Raw genomic sequence first — 19,983 nt, 5'->3', positions numbered from 1 at the left:
ACCCACATTGTCTGGAGTGTGGTTGCTGGGCGTCTGTTTCGCCCTAATCTACAGGAATTAAAATGAGCGAAAGCTTTGCAGAACTTTTTGAAGAAAGCCTGAAAACCCTCAACCTTCAACCAGGTGCGATCATCACCGGTATCGTTGTTGATATCGACGGTGACTGGGTTACTGTCCACGCCGGTCTGAAATCCGAGGGCGTCATCCCGCTCGAGCAGTTCTACAACGAAGCTGGCGAGCTGACCATCAAGGTCGGTGACGAAGTTCACGTTGCGCTGGACGCGGTCGAAGACGGCTTTGGCGAAACCAAACTGTCCCGTGAAAAAGCCAAGCGCGCCGAGTGCTGGATTGTTCTGGAAGCAGCTTTCGCCGCCGAAGAAGTGGTCAAGGGCGTTATCAACGGTAAAGTCAAAGGCGGCTTCACTGTTGACGTCAACGGCATCCGCGCCTTCCTGCCAGGTTCCCTGGTTGATGTCCGCCCAGTGCGCGACACCACCCACCTGGAAGGCAAAGAGCTGGAATTCAAGGTCATCAAGCTGGACCAGAAGCGCAACAACGTTGTCGTTTCCCGTCGCAGCGTCCTGGAAGCCGAAAACAGCGCCGAGCGCGAAGCTCTGCTGGAATCGCTGCAGGAAGGCCAACAAGTCAAAGGTATCGTCAAGAACCTCACCGACTACGGTGCATTCGTTGATCTGGGCGGCGTCGATGGCCTGCTGCACATCACCGACATGGCTTGGAAGCGTATCAAGCACCCATCGGAAATCGTCAACGTTGGCGACGAGATCGATGTCAAGGTTCTGAAGTACGATCGCGAGCGTAACCGCGTATCCCTGGGCCTGAAGCAACTGGGCGAAGACCCATGGGTTGCTATCAAGGCACGTTACCCAGAGAGCACCCGCGTCATGGCGCGCGTCACCAACCTGACCGACTACGGCTGCTTCGCAGAGCTGGAAGAAGGCGTGGAAGGCCTGGTACACGTTTCCGAAATGGACTGGACCAACAAGAACATCCACCCATCGAAAGTCGTTCAAGTGGGCGACGAAGTGGAAGTTATGGTTCTGGACATCGACGAAGAGCGTCGTCGTATCTCCCTGGGCATCAAACAGTGCAAGTCCAACCCATGGGAAGACTTCTCTGGCCAGTTCAACAAGGGCGACAAGATCTCCGGCACCATCAAGTCGATCACCGATTTCGGTATCTTCATTGGTCTGGACGGCGGCATCGACGGTCTGGTTCACCTGTCGGACATCTCCTGGAACGAAGTCGGCGAAGAAGCCGTACGTCGCTTCAAGAAGGGCGACGAGCTGGAAACCGTCATTCTGTCGGTTGACCCAGAGCGCGAGCGCATCTCCCTGGGCATCAAGCAGCTGGAAGACGATCCGTTCTCCAACTACGTTGCTGTCAACGACAAGGGCGCTATCGTCAAAGGTATCGTGAAAGAAGTTGACGCCAAGGGCGCTGTAGTTACCCTGGCTGACGACATCGAAGCTACTCTGAAAGCCTCCGAAATCAGCCGTGACCGCGTTGAAGACGCGCGTAACGTCCTGAAAGAAGGCGAAGAGATCGAAGCTAAGATCATCAGCGTCGACCGTAAGAGCCGCGTAATCAACCTGTCCATCAAGTCGAAAGACGATGCAGAAGAGCGCGAAGCGATCCAAAGCCTGAAAACCGCTCCAGAAGTCACTGGTGACACCACCATGGCTGCCCTGCTGCGCGAGGCAATGGCCAAGCAGAACTAAGTTCTGACTGGTTAAGAAAAAGGGCGACTTCGGTCGCCCTTTTTTGTGCCCGCAAAAAACACCCCTGAGCAGGTCCTTGTGGGAGCGGGCTTGCCCGCGATGGCGTCGGCGCGGTGCCAGTAAGTTCGCGGCGTCTGCATCGCGGGCAGGCCCGGCTCTTATAGCTTGCACGGCCTTTGTAGGAGCGGGCTTGCCCGCGATAGCGTCATCAGCCTCAACCCAGCCCTCGCAGATCGGCCCCCGCTTCCTGATGCCAGCCCATCATCCTGGGCCATCCCCACCATGGTGCAATTTTGAATTTTTGATTAAGTCAAGATCCACCCTGTTCAAATCCCTCCGAGCATGCTACAAACAGAAGAAGCAATGATCTAGCTGCTTGATAAAGAAGGGAAAAATATGACGAAGTCCGAGTTGATCGAACGTATTGTCACCCATCAGGGGCTGCTCTCGTCCAAAGATGTGGAGCTGGCCATCAAGACCATGCTTGAGCAAATGTCCCAGTGCCTTGCGACGGGTGACCGCATTGAAATTCGCGGTTTCGGCAGCTTCTCGCTGCACTACCGCGCACCCCGCGTAGGGCGCAACCCCAAGACCGGTCAGTCTGTCAGCCTTGATGGCAAGTTCGTGCCGCATTTCAAACCCGGTAAAGAGTTACGGGATCGGGTCAATGAAGACGAGGAACAGGCGTGATACTGTCTGGAAAAGGAGATAAACATGCGCAACCTTAAACGCCTGCTGCTGGTGCTGTTCGTTCTGGCGGTGGCCGCGGTTGTGCTGCTGTTTGTGCTGGAAAACCAACAATCCGTGGCGCTGGTTTTGTTTGGTTGGTCTGCACCGGCCTTGCCCGTTGCGGTGATTGTGCTGGTGGCGCTGTTGATGGGGCTCGCCGTAGGCCCACTGCTGGGAATGTACATCGCCCTGCGCGCCAAAGGCCGTGCTCGCCGCTCCAGTGTCTGAAGCCAGCCTGGTTTCAGGCAGCGGAATACTGGAGAGCACTAAAAAATAGGGCTTTTCCTACAACCATCCCCTCCGATTCTGGCACCGTGCCCGCACGCTTCTGTGGAGTAATAGCGCTCCATAAACACGCACGGAGCGGGCTCGTATGGTTTTTCCCGCTATTACCCACCACGGCGCCACCCAAGGCGTAACCGGCTCCTGTCACCAGCTTCATCTTGATGTTGCCCACAGCCTGCTGATCGATTGCGGCCTGTTTCAGGGTGACGAGTCGAGCCCTGCGGCCAACCTTGAAGTCGACTTCCCGGTCGAGGGCATCGAGGCCCTGCTGATCAGCCATATTCACATCGACCATGTAGGGCGCATTCCCAACCTGCTCGCCGCAGGTTTCAATGGCCCGATCATCTGCAGTCAGCCTTCTGCCAAGCTGCTGCCGCTGGTGTTGGAAGATGCCTTCAAGCTCAGCGTTACCCGTGACCAGAACACGGTAGACCGCTACCTCAAGCGCGTAGAGCAAGCCATCATTGCCGTGCCCTATGACCAGTGGCATGCACTCATCAATACCCCGGAGCTGGTCTGCAACATCCGCCTTCAGCGTGCGGGGCATGTGCTGGGGTCTGCTTACATCGAGTGCGATATCCACTACCCGAAAGCCGCGACCAGCAAGCGCGTCGTGTTCTCCGGAGACCTTGGTGCGGCCCATACACCGTTGTTGCAGCCGCCCAAATCGCCAGAGCGCGCCGACATCCTGGTGCTGGAAAGCACCTACGGCGACCGCCTGCATGAAGACCGCACTCACCGCCAGCAACGGCTCGAACAGGCAATAGACCAGGCTTTGGCTGACCATGGCACCATCCTTATTCCGGCATTCAGTGCCGGCCGCACCCAAGAACTGCTCTACGAAATCGAAGACATCCTCCATCGCAAGGCGCTGCTGCCTGCCGAGCCTTGCACGGGCGAGCGGGAAGCACGGCACGGGCTGCCCATTGACTGGCCACAACTGCCCATCATTCTTGACTCGCCCCTGGCCAGCCGATTCACCCAGGCCTACCGTGAACTCAACGACTTCTGGAACGATGAAGCCCAACAACGCCTTAGCGAGGGGCGAAAACCGCTGCGCTTCAGGCAACTGATCACCCTCGACAGCCATGTGCAGCACCAGAAAACCGTCAACTACCTGGCGAGCACCGGCAGGCCTGCTATCGTCATTGCAGGTAACGGCATGTGCTCAGGTGGGCGAATCGTTAACTACCTCAAGGCCATGCTCGGCGACCCGCGGCACCAGGTGCTGTTTGTTGGCTATCAGGCTAGGGGCACGCCGGGTGCGGTGATCCAGGCCTGCGAGGGCGCCGAAGGCTTTGTGATGATTGATCTGGATGCAGAGATGTACGAAATCAAGGCCAAAGTCGCAACGCTGGGTGGCTACTCGGCTCACGCCGACCAAAAAGGCCTGGTGGATTTCGTCACCGGAATGCAGCAGTGGCCTGAAAGGGTGCTGCTGGTGCACGGAGAGAAGCGGGCCAAGGCCGCATTGGCGCACGCATTGAAGTGCCGTTACAACGAGCAAGGAAAGGCACTTTCGGTGGAAATACCCGCATAAAGGCCCGAGGTTAATAGCGCTACTGCTAGTTATTATCATTAATGATAAATGCAGTTTTTTCGACGATCGGCAGCCAGGTGAAATGAACTTCACTTCATCTGGCGAGTCGTATTAACCTGTATTTTTCTGACATGGAACAGTTGTAAATAGAGCGCAAAAAAGCGGGGGCCCTACTGCGTGGTACCAGGAGAAAAACCGAGCGGTAAGGTCAGAAACAAGCAAGGTAAAAGGCAGTTATTCAATTCATGGCTTATTGCCATATTTCCTGTCATTTCCAGCTCGCGAGTGCCCTGAACGTTTTAGGAGTTGATATCACAACTCATTTACAATTTGGATCCAGGAAAAAAAGAATAAATGGCCCAAGACCGCGAACGCTTGATCGAATCCGATGACATCGACCTGATTGAGCTGATCAAAGGCTTATGGCAGCAGAAAATGCTGATTATGGTCACGACCGCCGTGATTTTTCTGGCAGCCCTTGCCTATGCGCTTCTGGCGAGGCCTGTTTATGAAGCCAAGGTATTCGTCCAGCCCCCGACGCAGAATGACATCGCGCACCTCAACTATGGGCGCGGCCCCGACACCGGGCTAGACACGCTTACGGTCAAGGATATCTACGATGTCTACGTGAAACACCTGCAGTCCGAGTCGCTGCGCCGTAGCTTTTTCCAGACCGCCTACCTGCCTACGCTCACAGAGCAGGAGCGCAAAGGTTCCCAGGATCTCTTGTACAGCGATTTCAACAAGCTGCTGGTTGTGGCGGTCGCCGCCAAGGACACCCCTACGCGCTTTGCCATTACCGCGAACGTTTACAGCCCGCAGCAGGCTGCCGAATGGGTTACTAACTATGCCCAGTTGGCAGGGGAGCGCGCCAAGCAGGAAGTGCTCAAGAACATCAAAAGCGATGCCATGGTAAAGGCCAACAACCTGCAGCGGCAAATCCTGACCGCGCAGGAAAGCTCACGCAAGCAACGCGAAGATGACATCGTGCAATTGAAAGAGGCGCTTCAGGTCGCCAAGTCCATTGGCCTGGAAAAGCCGCCGATCATTTCCGGTAATCTCTCTACTGAAGTGTCTGCGGGCATGGAAGGTTCGCTGACCTATATGCGTGGCAGCAAGGCACTGGAGGCAGAAATTGAAAACCTGCAGAAGCGCCAGTCCGATGACCCGTTTATTCAGAACCTTCGCCAGCAACAGGCAGCCTTGACGTTTTATCGCAACCTGAGCATCGACCCTGCGTTGGTTGCGGCTTACCGGCAGGACGGTGTGGTAGAGCTGCCAGACAAGCCGGTAAAACCCAAGAAGTTGTTGATTGTACTGCTTGGCCTGGTTGCAGGTGTGGTGGTGGGTGTGGGGTTGGCCTTGATGCGCCACTTGTTCCGGCAAGTGCTCAGGCCGAGGCGCTCCCCATTAGCGGGCACCTGAACGAGAGTCGTTAGCGTTACTTAGTTTCAAGGGTGGTCCACTTTTACAGAAACTGTCACAATGCCGCCATTCGTCGTCTGACGACAGGGAGTGTCCGAGGATCGTAGTCGGCAGCGATGACGATGGACGTTTTTTGCCTGTCTTGGGCGAGTCAGTTCAACTCAATCAGACAGGCATTTGGTGTGACCAGTATTACCCGCGTACCTTCCGTTGTCGCCCACGATGAAATTGACCTTTTTGCAATGATTCAGTCCATCTGGAAGCAAAAAAAGCTGATTGCGGCTACGGCGTTGTTCGTGGGCGCCATTGCCGGCGCTTATGCGTTTTTGGCCACGCCTGAGTATGAAGTGAGCACGCTGCTGCGCCCTGCAGCCCTCAACGACCTGGATGCCTTGAACCGTACCGAGGTCTATTCCCTGCCGCCTGGCAAGGCCTTGGTGCGAGTAGGTGCAGCGCTGGACTCCTACGACACGCGCCTCAGTTACTTTCGTGCCAACCCCAAACTGTTTGAAGCATTCGGCAAGGCAGGGCAGTCGCCCGAGCAGGTGTTTGAGGAGTTCAACCGCGACTCACTCAAGCTGGTACAGCCAGACCCTAAAAAGGCTGACCTGCTGAGCGCCTATATCGGCTTGGAGATGCGCTACCCCAAAGGGGTAGAGGGTGATGAGATTCTCAATGGGTTTGTTCAATACGCCATTGAAAATGAACGTAAACAGATCGCTGACGACCTGAAGGTCATCATCAGTAACCGCTTGAGCGAAGTGGACACCAAGCTGGACGCCGCCCGTGCTGCCTATGATGCCGAGAAAGAAGGCAAGATTGCAGCGTTGCTGGAGGCCGATAACCTCAAGCGTGCGCAGTTGCAGGACGAACTCAAGGCGCTGCGCGTGCAGCTAAAAGTACGCCGTGAAGACCGTATCGCCCAACTGGATGAAGCCATCAGCATTGCGCGTTCGCTCGGCCTGAAAAAACCGTCAACGCCATCGTCCATGGCCAGCGAAGGTGAGTCGGGCAGCAACATCATTCGAACCGAAGTCAACAACCAGCAAATCCCCCTGTACTTCATGGGCACCGACGCCCTCGAGGCAGAGCGTAAAGCCTTGCGCCAACGTACGTCTGACGATTTTGCCGACCCGCGGGTAGCACAAATTCGCAAGGAGCTCTTGTTGTTGAACACGAACCGCCAGGTTGAGGTGCTCAACCAGCGGGAAAATGAAGAAGTGTTTTTGAGTGATATCGCGCCACTTAGAGCTGAGCGTGTGCGCTTGTCGAGCATCAGTACCGATATGCGTGGATTGAGTCTGGTTAATGTTGACCGTTTGGCCCTCGAGCCAGCTAATCCGGCCAGCCCTCAAAAGGCCCTTGTTGTGGGCTTGGGTCTAATGCTTGGGGGGGTATTGGGTATCATTCTGGCTTTGCTGCGTCATTTCCTGCTTGCGCACCGCGTGCATATGTCTGCAATTAACCCTGCACCATTGTCCAAAATTATTGAAGCTGATGCCTCAGTCAAAGCCAGAGAGCGCTGATTGCTTTTGGAAGATATTCGCTCTGGGAGAGGTTATCTCTTTGAACTGTCTCCCGAGTTATTCTGCGCCAATACGTAATATAGGTCATAAGGGGGAATAACTGATTGCTTTAAGCTAGTGTGTCAAATGGCTATTGATATAGCGTTAGGGCAGAGTATGCATTTAGTTTGAAAGATATTTTGGAGTGGCATGTTTGAAGTTTCTTTAATTAAAGTAACTTGACTATAGCGTGGCTGCTGAAGGGTGTGATGCGCGGTGTTAGCCGCGATGGCTTGCGATTTTGTAGGGTATAGCCAATTTGCTACTCGCTCAGATGATTGCTCAAGCGGGCTTCTTGTGTCAGCTTGTAGATATTCCAGAATTTTGGGTTGCGCTGGGTGTTGTAAATTTTTGCGTATTGTGGTTTTGGTTTTTGATGGCAATGGCTGGCAAAATGATGTCAAAATGTAATTTTTGGTAATTTCTGTGCAAATCATACGCTTGCTTCCGTTATTGAATATTTCACTGCGCGCCTCGACGTTGCTGGGCAAGTTTTTGCTGGTCTTCTTTCTAGCTCGCTTTCTTGCGCCAGGCGACGTTGGGCTTTACGGATTGCTCGCGGCTACAGTGGGCTATGCTTTGTTTGTCGTTGGTCTGGATTTTTACACCTACTCTACCCGTGAGCTTTTAAAGTACCAACCAACTGCCTGGGGCGGCTACCTCAAGGCTCATGCAGCACTGTGCTTGATCCTGTACGCAATTCTAGCGCCTGTCGTAGTCGTACTGTTTTGGGCTGGCTGGATGCCTTGGTTTTTGCTGTCTTGGTTCTTCGCACTGCTTATGCTTGAGCATGTCAATCAGGAAATCGGACGTCTCTTGATTGCCATTGGCCAGCCCATGAGTGCGAGCATAATTCTGTTTTTTCGCTCCGGGCTTTGGGCAGTTTTGATCACTGTCTTGATGTTTCTCGACCCACGATGGCGCACCCTGGAGTGCGTGCTCCAGGCTTGGGTATTGGGTGCGGCTGTAGGGGGAGTTATCGGGGTATGGCGTCTTTATGGTCTAGGTATTGGTCAGTGGCGTAGCGCTATAGATTGGACATGGGTTCGTCGTGGGGTTGCTGTTGCTACGCCTTTAGTGATCGCCACCTTGTCTTTGCGTGGGCTGTTCACGCTTGATCGTTACTGGTTCCAGGCATTAGTCGATCTCAATACCCTAGGGGTCTATGTGCTGTTCGCCGGTATCTGTAATGCTCTGATATCATTCCTTGATGCTGGTGTATTCGCGTTCATTTATCCCGCGTTGATCAAGTCCTTCCATGCGCAAGACCCGGCAGCGTTCGTCAGTGGCATGCGTAAGCTATTTTTCCAAACGATTGTGCTGTCAGTCGGATTCGTCGTATGTGCGTTGGTTGTTATCCACCCCTTGCTGGTTTGGCTTGACAAGCCGCTTTACCTCGACCATTTGTACCTTTTCCCTTGGATACTGGCTGGCGCGGTATTGTATGCCCTAGGTATGATTCCCCACTACGCGCTTTACGCGCAGTCTCTGGATAAGCCGATCATCCGTAGCCACATCATAAGCTTGGTGATCTTTGTTCTGGCCACTGCTGCGTTATCGCCGTGGCTCGGCGGGCTCGCCGTACCCATTGGCCTATGTATAGCCTTCCTCTTCATCCTGTGCTGGAAAACCTGGTCGTTCTATCGACTGACTCCGGCACCTTTTCGTTCATTCCGTCCTGCAGATCGCCAGGCCGCCATCTAGGAAAGACGCAGTATGCTGACCAACAAGACCATCCTCATCACCGGCGGTACCGGTTCCTTTGGCAACACCTTCGTACCGATGACGCTGGCCAAGTACAACCCGAAGAAGATCATCATCTTCTCCCGTGATGAAATGAAGCAGTGGGACATGGCCAAGAAATTCGAAGGCGATTCCCGAGTGCGCTTCTTCATCGGTGACGTGCGCGACAAAGAGCGCCTTTACCGCGCCCTGGATGGCGTCGATTATGTTGTACATGCCGCGGCAACCAAGATCGTTCCGACCGCTGAGTACAACCCATTCGAGTGCATCAAGACCAACATCAACGGTGCCATGAACCTCATCGATGCCTGTATTGATCGGGGTATCAAGCGTGTTGTCGCTCTTTCCACTGACAAGGCCAGCAGCCCGGTCAATCTCTACGGTGCTACCAAGCTTGCTTCGGACAAGCTGTTCGTTGCTGGCAACTCCTATGCTGGCGGCCATGAAACCCGTATGGCTGTGGTGCGCTACGGTAACGTCATGGGCTCCCGCGGTTCTGTAATCCCATTCTTCATGTCGATCAAGGACAAGGGGGAGCTGCCGATTACCGATGAGCGTATGACGCGCTTCATGATCTCGCTTGAGGAAGGTGTCGAGTTGGTTTGGCATGCCTTTGATGATATGGAAGGCGGCGAGATTTACGTCAAAAAGATCCCATCCATGAAGGTTATTGACCTGGCACGTGTAGTAGCACCTGATGCTACTCAGAAAATCGTCGGTATCCGTCCGGGCGAGAAACTCCATGAACAGATGATCAGCGCCGAGGACTCCTACACCACGTTTGAATACCCTGAGCACTTCAAGATTCTGCCAGTGATCAATGACTGGGCTACTTGCGAGAAGCGTATCAAGGATGGCAAGAAAGTGGCGGAAGGTTTCGTTTATGCCAGTGACAACAACAGCGAGTGGATGACTGATGCTCAGTTGCAGGCCTGGATCGAAGCCAACCAACACAAGATTGGGAGCATCTGATTCATGATCCCGTACGGTCGACAGGACATTACCCAAGCAGATATCGAGGCCGTGGTCGAGGTGCTTCAATCTGACTTTCTGACCCAGGGGCCAATGGTTCCGCGTTTTGAGCAGAGCGTCGCAGAGCATGTGGGTGCAGGGCACGCGCTGGCGGTCAATAGTGCCACCTCGGCGCTGCACATTGCATGCTTGGCGTTGGGGTTGGGGCCAGGCGACTGGCTGTGGACTTCGCCCGTTACATTCGTCGCATCAGCCAACTGTGGTCTGTACTGTGGTGCTCAGGTGGATTTTGTCGATATCGACCCGAGCACCTATAACCTGTGCCCCAAGGCGTTAGCTGCAAAGCTGGAAGTGGCTGAGCGGGAAGGTCGCCTACCTAAGGTAGTGGTTCCTGTACACCTGTGTGGTCAGCCTTGCGACATGCAGGCCATTCATGAGTTGGCCCTGCGTTACGGCTTCAAGGTTATTGAGGATGCCTCACACGCTATTGGTGGTAAGTACCGAGGTGAGTTTATCGGAAACTGCCGTTATAGCGATATTACGGTGTTCAGCTTTCACCCGGTCAAGATAGTCACAACTGCTGAAGGCGGTATGGCCTTGACCAATGATGATCAGTTGGCTAGTCAAATGGCCTTGCTGCGTAGCCATGGTATCACCCGTGATCCATCGCTCATGACGCATGAATCTGATGGGCCTTGGTATTACCAGCAAATCGAACTGGGCCTGAACTACCGAATGACCGAGTTGCAGGCTGCATTGGGTGTCAGTCAAATGACGCGGCTGAATAGTTACGTTGAGCGTCGCCATGTTTTGGCTCGTCGTTACAATGAGAAGCTTGCACATTTACCCTTGGTAACCCCTTGGCAGCACCCTGACAGCTACTCCGGTTTGCACCTTTATGTAGTTCGTCTCGAGCTGGACAAAGTCAGCGTGTCCCACCGTCAGGTGTTCGAGTCGCTGCGTGAGCAGGGGATCGGCGTCAATCTTCACTATATTCCCGTACACACTCAGCCGTATTACGCACGTATGGGTTTTGAGGCCGGTGACTTCCCGCAGGCCGAATCCTATTACCGTGATGCAATCAGCCTGCCGATGTTCCAGAGTATGACATTGGAGCAGCAGGATAAGGTGGTCGAAGCGGTTGAGCGAGCACTGAAGCCATGAAGCTTGCAGTAATCCCTGCTCGTGGAGGAAGCAAACGTATTCCACGGAAGAACATTAAGTTGTTCTGTGGTAAGCCAATGATTGCCTGGTCTATTGAGGCGGCATTGTCGAGTGGGTGTTTCGATAAGGTTATAGTCTCGACTGACGACGTCGAGATCGCGGAGGTGGCCCGGCAATTTGGAGCAGACGTTCCGTTTATGCGGCCGGCCAGTTTAGCTGATGATCATACGGGTACCTTACCCGTGATCCGGCAAGCCGTCGAAGCTATGCAGCATCAGGGACTGAAAATCGATCATGTGTGCTGTATTTATGCTACGGCCCCTTTCGTGACACCAGAGGATTTGCGACGCGGTCTTGAAATACTTGAGCAGAGTTGTGCGAGCTACGCGTTCTCGGTTACTAGCTATGCGTTTCCAATCCAGCGTGCCGTGCATCTTGATCCCGATGGCCGAGTGTCTATGTTCGAGCCAGCGCACTTTAATACTCGATCTCAGGATCTAGAAGAAGCTTTTCATGACGCGGGTCAGTTCTATTGGGGGAAAGTCGCAGCATGGTTGGCCGAGACCCCGTTGTTTTCTAAAGAATCGGCAGCGGTACTTCTGCCTCGACACCGAGTACAAGATATTGATACCCCCGAGGATTGGGTGCGCGCCGAGTGGATGTTCAAGGCCCTGCAAGCTGCTGAGTCTTGTGCATGAACATCCTTTTTAGGGTCGACGCTTCAATAGCTATAGGTACTGGTCATGTCATGCGTTGCCTCACCTTGGCGCGGGCACTTCGTGAACGAGGGCATCGAAGCTTGTTCGTCGGTCGAGAGCATCTTGGAAATCTGAATGCTTTTGTCCAGAGCCAAGGGTTCGAGGTGTTTAGGCTGCCACTGGGGCAGTCGCAGGACAGCGAGCTTTACCATGCCCACTGGCTGGGTGCCTCACAGCAAGAAGATGCCCAGGCTTGCCGCAGCACAATTGAAAACTTCCGGCCCGATTGGCTGGTTGTAGACCACTATGCTTTAGATAAGCGTTGGGAGGAGGCCGTTAGGCCTCCTCATTGTCGCTTCCTGGTCATCGACGATCTTGCAGATCGAGTACACCAATGTGATTTGCTACTTGACCAGAATCTTGGCAGGCAGGCAGATCATTACCGACCTTGGGTTCCTGAGGGCTGCGCTGTTCTGGCTGGGCCGCATAATGCACTATTGCGTCCTGAGTTTTCTAAGTTGCGGTACGAGAGCTTGTCTTGTCGCGCTGCTAGGCCATTGCATCAAGTCCTAATCGCATTGGGAGGTGTGGATCAGCATAACCAGACTGGAGCCATTCTTGAGGCGCTAAAGTGCTGTGACTTGCCTGAAGGTATTCGTTTCACCGTAGTGTTGGGTGCAACCGCGCCACATCTGCAGGCAGTACGTGATATGGCAATCACATGTCCCTGGCCAGTAGAAGTACTCTGCGATATTAGCGATATGGCCGAGCGAATGGCTGTCGCTGATCTGGCAATTGGTGCTGGTGGAGGAACATCTTGGGAGCGTTGCTGCCTTGGCTTGCCAACCTTGTTGGTTGTTTTGGCTGAAAATCAAAAAGCGGCTGCTCTAGCGCTTGAAGCTACTGGTGGGGTTCAGATGATTGATCTGACAATACCACTTACTAAGCAGTTACAGTCAGCATTCACTCGTTTGAGCAAGAGTGGAGTACTTCACTCGATGGCAATCGCGGCCAGTCAGATTACTGATGGTCGTGGGGTAGAACGATTGCTGGCAGCAATGGAGATATCCGAATGACTGTAATCCGGGCCATGACAACCGGCGATCTGGAAATGGTGCTGCAATGGCGCAACCACCCCGATGTGCGCCGTTACATGTATACCCAGCATGAGATTAGTCTGGACGAGCATCGTCGATGGTTTGAGAGCAGTCAGTGTAATGCTGCACGACACTTGCTGATTTTTGAGCAATTGAGTGTGCCGTTGGGCTTCGTGAGCATAACGGAAGGTACGCCCGGCCGGATTGCCGATTGGGGGTTTTATTTGGCGCCAGAGGCACCACGCGGAACAGGGCGCTCGCTGGGGCAGGCAGCGTTGGAATTCGCCTTTGTGAGCCTTCGCCTGCACAAGGTTTGTGGTCAGGCGCTAGGCTTCAATGAGCGTTCGATACGTTTCCACCATGCACTGGGTTTTATCCAAGAAGGTGTCCTGCGCGATCAGCATTTTGACGGCGAAAATTATCAATCCGTCATTCATTTCGGCCTGCTGCGCGAAGAGTGGCAAGCCCTCCAACCAGAGGCATGATTATGAGCAACCCTAGTATCAGCATTGCTGGTCGTCGCATCGCTGTAGACGAACCGCCCTACATTATTGCGGAGCTGTCCGCCAACCATAATGGCAAGCTGGAAACAGCCCTGCGCATTATTGAAGAGGCACATAAGGCTGGTGCCGATGCCATCAAGCTGCAGACCTATACTGCAGACACCATAACGTTGCATAGCGATGCTGAAGAGTTCAAAATTCGTGGTGGACTGTGGGATGGTCGTACTCTTTATGATCTCTATCAGCAAGCACATATGCCTTGGGAATGGCATTCGCAACTCTTTGAATATGCAAAAAAATTAGGGATTACTATATTTAGTTCTCCATTCGATAGTACAGCCGTAGATTTGCTAGAAAGTCTAAATGCTCCGGCATATAAGATTGCATCATTTGAGGCCGTCGATCTTCCTTTGATACGTTATGTCGCCTCCACCGGGAAGCCAATGATTATTTCCACTGGCATGGCGGATGCTGAGGAAATTGCAGAAGCGATTGACGCAGCTCGAGCTGGAGGGTGTAAGGAACTTGCAATTCTTCATTGTGTAAGTGGATATCCTGCTCCTGCAGGTGATTATAATCTAAGAACCCTTCCTGACATGGCCCAGCGTTACGGTTTGGTAACCGGGTTATCAGATCATACCCTTGATAATACAACCGCTATTGCTAGTGTTGCTCTTGGCGCATCGATAATAGAAAAGCATTTCACTTTAGATAGAGAGGGTGGCGGCCCTGACGATAGCTTTTCACTGGAGCCGGCAGAATTGCTAGCACTGTGCCGTGATAGTAAAACAGCTTGGGCCTCACTTGGTGCAGTAAACTATGGTCGTAAATCAAGCGAGGTTGGTAATGTGCAGTTCCGTCGCTCTCTTTATTTTGTAAAAGATATGTATGCTGGTGATGTTATAAATGAAGATTGTGTTAGGAGTGTGAGGCCGGGATATGGTCTGGCTCCTAAGTTTCTCGATGATTTGCTAGGTAAGTCTGTTCTGTTTGATGTAAAAGCTGGGACTCCAGTAACAAAAAAAGATGTGGGTTTTTAGTTTTCAGGGAGGGGTCATGAAATTTTTTGATTTTTTCAAAGAGTATTTGATTTTTAGAGCTTATGCGCTGATAACCTTATTGATTTCTAATTTGAAATTTTGTATTGGGCATGTTTTGTGGGGGTGGAAGAGGCTTAATAAGTCTGACTTGCCGTTATATGTTGGTAATACAAAGGCGGGTGCTTGCCATATAATTGGTTCGGGTTGGTCTGCTGTCGATAGTGTTAAAGATATAGATTTTGAAAAAGATTATGTCGTCGGTTTTAATTTTTCCGGTTTAATACCTATCGATTTCGACTTGTATTTGTATGAGTTGTGTAGTGATGATGAGCGTAGATTTAAGATTAGTAAGGCTCAGAAGCTGTTGGTGCATAAATTAAAGGCGGAGCAATCGGGCGCAAAGTTTTTCGCTAAAAACTTGTGGGAAAGTAAGAATAGTATCTTTTCATTTGCCAGGCACTATGGTGGTGGTGTTGTTTTTTTAAATGATTGTGCTACAAAAATAACTGGAGATAAGAGTGCTGGTCTTTATGCTCGTGCGCTCTTGTCTAGTACCTCTAAAGTATATGTGCAAAGTATTTCCACTGTATTGATCTGTGTAGATATCGCGGTTCAGCTAGGCTTCAAAAATATAAAGTTGCATGGTATAGATTTCGGTGGCCCTCATTTTTATGATGATCACCTACCTAGCGATCCGTTGGTAGGTGAAATATTGAGCCTTATTAAGAAGGAAAAGCCAGTAGCCTTAGGTGATGTTCATAAAACGAACACGGGCCGGTATTCTCTTTCTGATGCTTTGGTTTTTTTGAAAAAGACACTCGCCCAGAGTGGTGTTGATATTTCGGTTGCGAATAAATTGTCGCCAGCTTTTAAAGTGTTACATCATGATGAGTGACCGCGTTGTTACCGGAAGGCTTGATGTTTTTTTGGGTTTTTTGTTTGCCATTTTTGTTCCCGTTCTAGATGGTTGGTACTTGATGTGGGGGCATGTCTTTTTTATTTTCTGGGTGTTTTTTAGTTTTGTGGCAAAAAAAATAACATCTCAAGCGCTTTTGTTGTTCGGGTTTGTTTTTTTGCTTTTCGTAATAAATTTTTTTGTAGGTGTCTTGGGTTCTGAAGGGCATAGGTTTGTTCAGGATTCTTTAAAGTTTTTTATGTTAATATTTTCTGTTTTTGTTATATCTCAAACGTGTCCTCGTGATGATATTGTTAGGATTTTAAAGGGGTATTGCATTTTTTTTCCTGTTTGTTTTTTGATTTTCTTTTTGTTTTTCAAAGAGGGTGATTGGTTCTCTTATTCCGGGCGTATGTATGATCCTTTATTCGGCTCGCCAAATGTGTTAGGTGTTTTTTGTTCCTTGGCAATTGTTTTTTTGTTGCGATTTAAGCGGGAGATGCCTTTTTTTGTTTTTCTGTTGCTTGTCGGTTTTTATGGTGTTGTTTTGTTGATGGGCTTTTCTCGTGCGGCAATCATTTCTTTGTTGTTCTCCTTGTTTTTCTTGGTAAGAAAAAAGTTGAGTTTGCTTTTTTTCTTAAGCCTTATCTTAACTGCTTTCTTAGTGATTTTTGCTGTTAGTGATGTGGCCGTCCCTGATTGGGTTTACACAAAATCTAATATTGTAGAAGATGTTCAGGCTACAGGTGGCAGTAATCGCCTCATGATTTGGCGTATGGCCATTGAAATGATAGTTAAGGATCCTATGGCTTTATTTTTTGGGGGCGGTGTCGGTAGGGTAATTACCACGCTAGAGTACGGAGGGGTTGTAGATCATCCACATAATTTTTATTTGTTTATTGCTTGGGGGTATGGTTTCTTTGGGTTTGTGATTTTCATTTTGTCTTGGTTTTATGCGTTTCTTTTGGCGCTCAAAGCGAGTTCTCGTGATGCGGATTCTTTTTCTATAGCGTTATTGGTTTTTTATTCTTTAGCTTTTTGTATGGATACTCATCTTTTGGCTGGTCAGTATTTTGTACCGCATGTTTTTTTTCTTGCGATGTTGTTTCTTCCTAGAAATGACGTCAGTAGCCGGATGGCAGTTTAAATGAGGAATGGTATGAAAAAAGCACTTATTACCGGCGTTACAGGGCAGGACGGCTCTTACTTGGCTGAGTTTCTCTTGGAGAAAGGCTATGAAGTACATGGTATTAAGCGCCGTGCTTCGTCTTTTAATACTCAGCGTGTTGACCATATCTACCAGGACCCGCACGTAGATAATCGCAATTTTGTTTTGCATTATGGCGATTTGAGTGACTCTTCTAACCTCACCCGCATTATTCAGGAAGTACAGCCTGATGAGGTGTACAACTTGGGGGCACAGTCCCATGTTGCAGTGAGTTTTGAGTCCCCGGAGTACACCGCAGACGTTGATGCCATGGGCACACTGCGTATTCTTGAAGCTATTCGTTTGTTGGGCTTGGAGAAAAAAACACGCTTCTATCAGGCGTCGACGTCTGAGCTCTATGGACTGGTGCAAGAGATTCCTCAAAAGGAAACGACACCGTTCTACCCTCGCTCCCCTTATGCGGTAGCCAAGCTGTATGCCTACTGGATTACAGTAAACTATCGTGAAGCTTATGGTATGTATGCCTGCAACGGCATTTTGTTCAACCATGAGTCGCCACGTCGTGGTGAAACATTCGTAACACGTAAGATTACACGCGCCTTGGCGAACATCGCCCAAGGCCTGGAAAAGTGTTTGTTCCTCGGCAATATGGATGCCCTACGTGACTGGGGTCATGCCAAGGACTACGTCCGCATGCAATGGATGATGTTGCAGCAAGAACAACCTGAAGACTTCGTGATTGCAACCGGCGTGCAATATTCGGTGCGTGAGTTCGTGCGGTGGTCGGCTGCTGAGCTTGGTCTTACGCTGCGCTTTGAAGGTAAAGGCGTCGAAGAGCATGCGATTGTCGAACACATTGAAGGTGACAAGGCGCCGGCACTGAAGGTAGGTGATGTCGTTGTGCGTGTGGATGCGCGTTATTTCCGGCCTGCTGAGGTGGAAACCTTGTTGGGCGATCCAACCAAGGCTAAAGAAAAATTGGGTTGGGTACCGGAAATTACCGTACAGCAAATGTGCGAAGAGATGGTGCGCGAGGACTTGAAAGCAGCTCAGCGCCATGCGCTTCTGAAGTCCCACGGCCATGACTTGCCTGTATCTGTGGAGAACTGATTGTGGCCCGTAATCTGGAACAGTCGATTTTTGTGGCCGGCCATCGTGGAATGGTTGGCTCAGCCATCGTTCGCACGCTCAAGACGCTTGGCTACTCGAACATCCTCACCGCAACGCGGGATGAGTTGGATTTGCTCGACCAGGCGGCGGTTCGGCAATTTTTTCAAACTCATGCCATTGACCAGGTTTATCTTGCCGCAGCCAAAGTGGGTGGTATTCATGCGAATAACACCTATCCGGCCGATTTTATTTTTGACAACCTGATGATTGAGGCCAACATCATTCAGGCTGCTCACCTGAGTGGTGTTCAAAAGCTGCTATTTCTCGGTTCTTCCTGCATCTATCCAAAGCTGGCAGTGCAGCCTATGACGGAGGCTGCGTTGCTGACAGGTGTGCTTGAACCAACGAACGAGCCTTATGCATTGGCCAAAATTGCTGGTATCAAGCTCTGTGAAAGCTACAACCGTCAGCATGGCCGCGATTATCGTAGTGTGATGCCAACCAACCTCTATGGCCCGCACGATAATTATCACCCTGAAAACAGCCATGTTATTCCAGCGTTGTTGCGTCGCTTCCACGAGGCTACTCAGCGAGGTGATACCGAGGTTGTGATCTGGGGCAGTGGCAAGCCAATGCGCGAATTTCTGCATGTCGACGATATGGCTGCTGCCTGCGTGCATGTCATGGAGCTCGAGCCCCAGCTATATCAGGCACACACACAGCCAATGCTTTCTCACATCAACGTTGGTACGGGCGTTGATTGCACGATTGCTGAGTTGGCGCACACAGTTGCCAAAGTGACCGGATTTCAGGGCAAGCTGACGTTCGATGCGACGAAGCCCGACGGTGCTCCGCGCAAGTTGATGGACGTTTCGCGTTTGGCCGCGTTGGGCTGGACAGCCAGTATTGGCCTTGAGCAAGGCTTGCAGAGTGCCTATCAGTGGTACGTCGACAATGTGCAAAACGCTCGGACTCACTGATGAAAATTCTGCTTTATGGCATCAATTACAGCCCAGAGCTGACTGGGATCGGTAAATACAGCGGCGAAATGGCCCGCTGGCTTGCTGAGCACGGTCATGAGGTGCGGGTTGTGACCGCACCACCGTACTATCCGGATTGGAAAGTGTGGCCTGCGTTTTCGTCCTGGCGTTTCAACTGTACTCAAGAGGAGGGCGTCAGTGTTTATCGGTGCCCGCTCTATGTGCCGGCTAAACCGACGGCACTAACGCGCTTGTTGCACCTGGCAAGTTTTTCTATCTCATCTTCGTTGGCAATGCTGGCACAGTTGAGGTGGAAGCCAGACCTGGTCATTCTGGTGGTCCCGACGCTATTTTGTGCACCTCAGACGCTCCTGCTGGCTAAGCTGACGGGCGCTAAGTCCGTTCTGCACATTCAGGATTTTGAAGTCGATGCATTGTTTGGCCTGGGGATTGCCAACAGCGGCGCGCTAAAACGTATTGCTTATGGTGCAGAACGGCTCATTTTGCGTGCATTTGACCGTGTTTCAAGCATTTCTGCGGCTATGCTGCGGCGCGCCCAGAGCAAAGGTGTCTGCGTTGAGCAGTTGCGTTTTTTCCCTAACTGGTCTGAAACCGCACGGTTTGCCAATGTTGCGCGTAATGACGCATTGCTTGCGCGACTGGGCATTGATCCAGCCAAGAAGGTGCTGCTTTACTCCGGGAACATAGGCGAAAAGCAGGGGCTGGAAAGTGTAATCGAAGCTGCGGATCGCCTTAAGGGCCGGGCGGAGCTGGTATTCCTGATCGTTGGCGAAGGCGCAGGTAAGGCCCGATTGCAAGCGTTGGCAGCATCGAAGCAACTGTCGAATGTGGTCTTTGCACCTTTGCAACCTTATGAGGACTTGCCCGCGCTGCTCGCCAGTGCCGATTGCCATTTGGTCATTCAGAAACGCGGGGCTGCAGATGCGGTACTGCCATCAAAACTGACCAACATCCTTGCAGTAGGTGGCAATGCAGTGATAACCGCAGACCCTGAGACCACTCTGGGTTTGTTGTGCCTGGACCATCCAGGTATTGCAGAACGGGTAGAGCCCGAGTCTGTCGAGGCATTGCTTAGGGGGATTGAGGGTTGCCTGGCTATGCCCTTGCCTAACCTGATTGCTACAGCATATGCCCATGATTTTCTCGACAAGGATCGGATTCTGGCTCGGTTTATCGATGAGGTTTAATTTTCTTTCTTGTTGTAATGTGTTGGGCGTGCTGCACGGTATGCAGAATTAATTTTTTGGTAGTACGACTTCAAAGGACAAAAACACATGTTGCTTCCGGTAATCATGGCTGGCGGTTCCGG

The 19,983-nt window shown here is 51.6% G+C and carries 18 protein-coding genes; all 18 read left to right on the top strand.

What is annotated here, in order from left to right; translation table 11 throughout:
- Positions 1–62 precede the first annotated feature (62 nt).
- The 18 genes from rpsA (at position 63) to AB7M23_RS00005 (ending at position 19,861) form a co-directional block, all read left to right on the top strand.
- The gene (rpsA, locus tag AB7M23_RS00090) at positions 63–1,739 is read left to right on the top strand and encodes a 30S ribosomal protein S1 (protein ID WP_065760855.1); all 1,677 of its coding nucleotides are present in this window, start codon (positions 63–65) and stop codon (positions 1,737–1,739) included.
- A 396-nt stretch (positions 1,740–2,135) separates the two neighbouring features.
- Positions 2,136–2,429, top strand: a complete 294-nt coding sequence (ihfB, locus tag AB7M23_RS00085) for an integration host factor subunit beta (RefSeq protein ID WP_099775518.1) — start codon at positions 2,136–2,138, stop codon at positions 2,427–2,429.
- Positions 2,430–2,453: 24 nt separating this feature from the next.
- A complete protein-coding gene (locus AB7M23_RS00080; protein ID WP_102053165.1) occupies positions 2,454–2,696 on the top strand; it encodes a LapA family protein in 243 nt (80 codons plus the stop codon).
- A 145-nt stretch (positions 2,697–2,841) separates the two neighbouring features.
- Complete coding sequence (locus tag AB7M23_RS00075) at positions 2,842–4,293, top strand: MBL fold metallo-hydrolase RNA specificity domain-containing protein (protein ID WP_454239998.1); 1,452 nt, start codon at positions 2,842–2,844, stop codon at positions 4,291–4,293.
- Positions 4,294–4,647: 354 nt separating this feature from the next.
- On the top strand, positions 4,648–5,718 hold the full coding sequence (locus AB7M23_RS00070) for an LPS O-antigen chain length determinant protein WzzB (protein ID WP_454239997.1): 1,071 nt from the start codon (positions 4,648–4,650) through the stop codon (positions 5,716–5,718).
- Positions 5,719–5,840: 122 nt separating this feature from the next.
- On the top strand, positions 5,841–7,244 hold the full coding sequence (locus AB7M23_RS00065) for a Wzz/FepE/Etk N-terminal domain-containing protein (protein WP_454242133.1): 1,404 nt from the start codon (positions 5,841–5,843) through the stop codon (positions 7,242–7,244).
- 465 nt (positions 7,245–7,709) lie between these two features.
- Positions 7,710–8,987 carry a lipopolysaccharide biosynthesis protein gene (locus AB7M23_RS00060; protein WP_454239996.1) on the top strand — a complete coding sequence of 426 codons (1,278 nt, stop codon included), beginning with the start codon at positions 7,710–7,712 and terminating at the stop codon, positions 8,985–8,987.
- Between the two features lie 12 nt (positions 8,988–8,999).
- The gene (gene pseB, locus AB7M23_RS00055; RefSeq protein ID WP_454239995.1) at positions 9,000–9,998 is read left to right on the top strand and encodes a UDP-N-acetylglucosamine 4,6-dehydratase (inverting); all 999 of its coding nucleotides are present in this window, start codon (positions 9,000–9,002) and stop codon (positions 9,996–9,998) included.
- A gap of 3 nt (positions 9,999–10,001) precedes the next feature.
- Positions 10,002–11,162, top strand: coding sequence for a UDP-4-amino-4,6-dideoxy-N-acetyl-beta-L-altrosamine transaminase (gene pseC / locus AB7M23_RS00050; RefSeq protein WP_454239994.1), 1,161 nt, complete (start codon positions 10,002–10,004; stop codon positions 11,160–11,162).
- Positions 11,159–11,860: a pseudaminic acid cytidylyltransferase gene (pseF, locus tag AB7M23_RS00045; RefSeq protein WP_454239993.1), complete on the top strand. Its 702-nt coding sequence runs from the start codon at positions 11,159–11,161 to the stop codon at positions 11,858–11,860. Before pseC ends, pseF begins: the two co-directional genes overlap by 4 nt.
- A complete protein-coding gene (gene pseG, locus AB7M23_RS00040; RefSeq protein WP_454239992.1) occupies positions 11,857–12,936 on the top strand; it encodes a UDP-2,4-diacetamido-2,4,6-trideoxy-beta-L-altropyranose hydrolase in 1,080 nt (359 codons plus the stop codon). Before pseF ends, pseG begins: the two co-directional genes overlap by 4 nt.
- Complete coding sequence (pseH, locus tag AB7M23_RS00035; RefSeq protein ID WP_454239991.1) at positions 12,933–13,442, top strand: UDP-4-amino-4,6-dideoxy-N-acetyl-beta-L-altrosamine N-acetyltransferase; 510 nt, start codon at positions 12,933–12,935, stop codon at positions 13,440–13,442. Before pseG ends, pseH begins: the two co-directional genes overlap by 4 nt.
- Positions 13,443–13,444: 2 nt before the next feature.
- On the top strand, positions 13,445–14,500 hold the full coding sequence (pseI, locus tag AB7M23_RS00030; RefSeq protein WP_454239990.1) for a pseudaminic acid synthase: 1,056 nt from the start codon (positions 13,445–13,447) through the stop codon (positions 14,498–14,500).
- Between the two features lie 16 nt (positions 14,501–14,516).
- Positions 14,517–15,395, top strand: a complete 879-nt coding sequence (locus AB7M23_RS00025) for a hypothetical protein (RefSeq protein ID WP_454239989.1) — start codon at positions 14,517–14,519, stop codon at positions 15,393–15,395.
- Entirely contained in the window at positions 15,385–16,542 is a 1,158-nt protein-coding gene (locus AB7M23_RS00020) for an O-antigen ligase family protein (protein WP_454239988.1), read from the top strand. The genes AB7M23_RS00025 and AB7M23_RS00020 overlap by 11 nt, the downstream gene beginning before the upstream one ends.
- A gap of 12 nt (positions 16,543–16,554) precedes the next feature.
- Positions 16,555–17,673, top strand: coding sequence for a GDP-mannose 4,6-dehydratase (gmd, locus tag AB7M23_RS00015; RefSeq protein ID WP_330523848.1), 1,119 nt, complete (start codon positions 16,555–16,557; stop codon positions 17,671–17,673).
- A 2-nt stretch (positions 17,674–17,675) separates the two neighbouring features.
- Complete coding sequence (fcl, locus tag AB7M23_RS00010; protein WP_330523847.1) at positions 17,676–18,653, top strand: GDP-L-fucose synthase; 978 nt, start codon at positions 17,676–17,678, stop codon at positions 18,651–18,653.
- A complete protein-coding gene (locus AB7M23_RS00005; RefSeq protein ID WP_454239987.1) occupies positions 18,653–19,861 on the top strand; it encodes a WcaI family glycosyltransferase in 1,209 nt (402 codons plus the stop codon). The genes fcl and AB7M23_RS00005 overlap by 1 nt, the downstream gene beginning before the upstream one ends.
- Positions 19,862–19,983: the final 122 nt, after the last annotated feature.

The sequence above is a fragment of the Pseudomonas sp. HLS-6 TE3448 genome (assembly GCF_053629555.1).
This window is presented reverse-complemented; position numbering and strand designations above follow the sequence as displayed.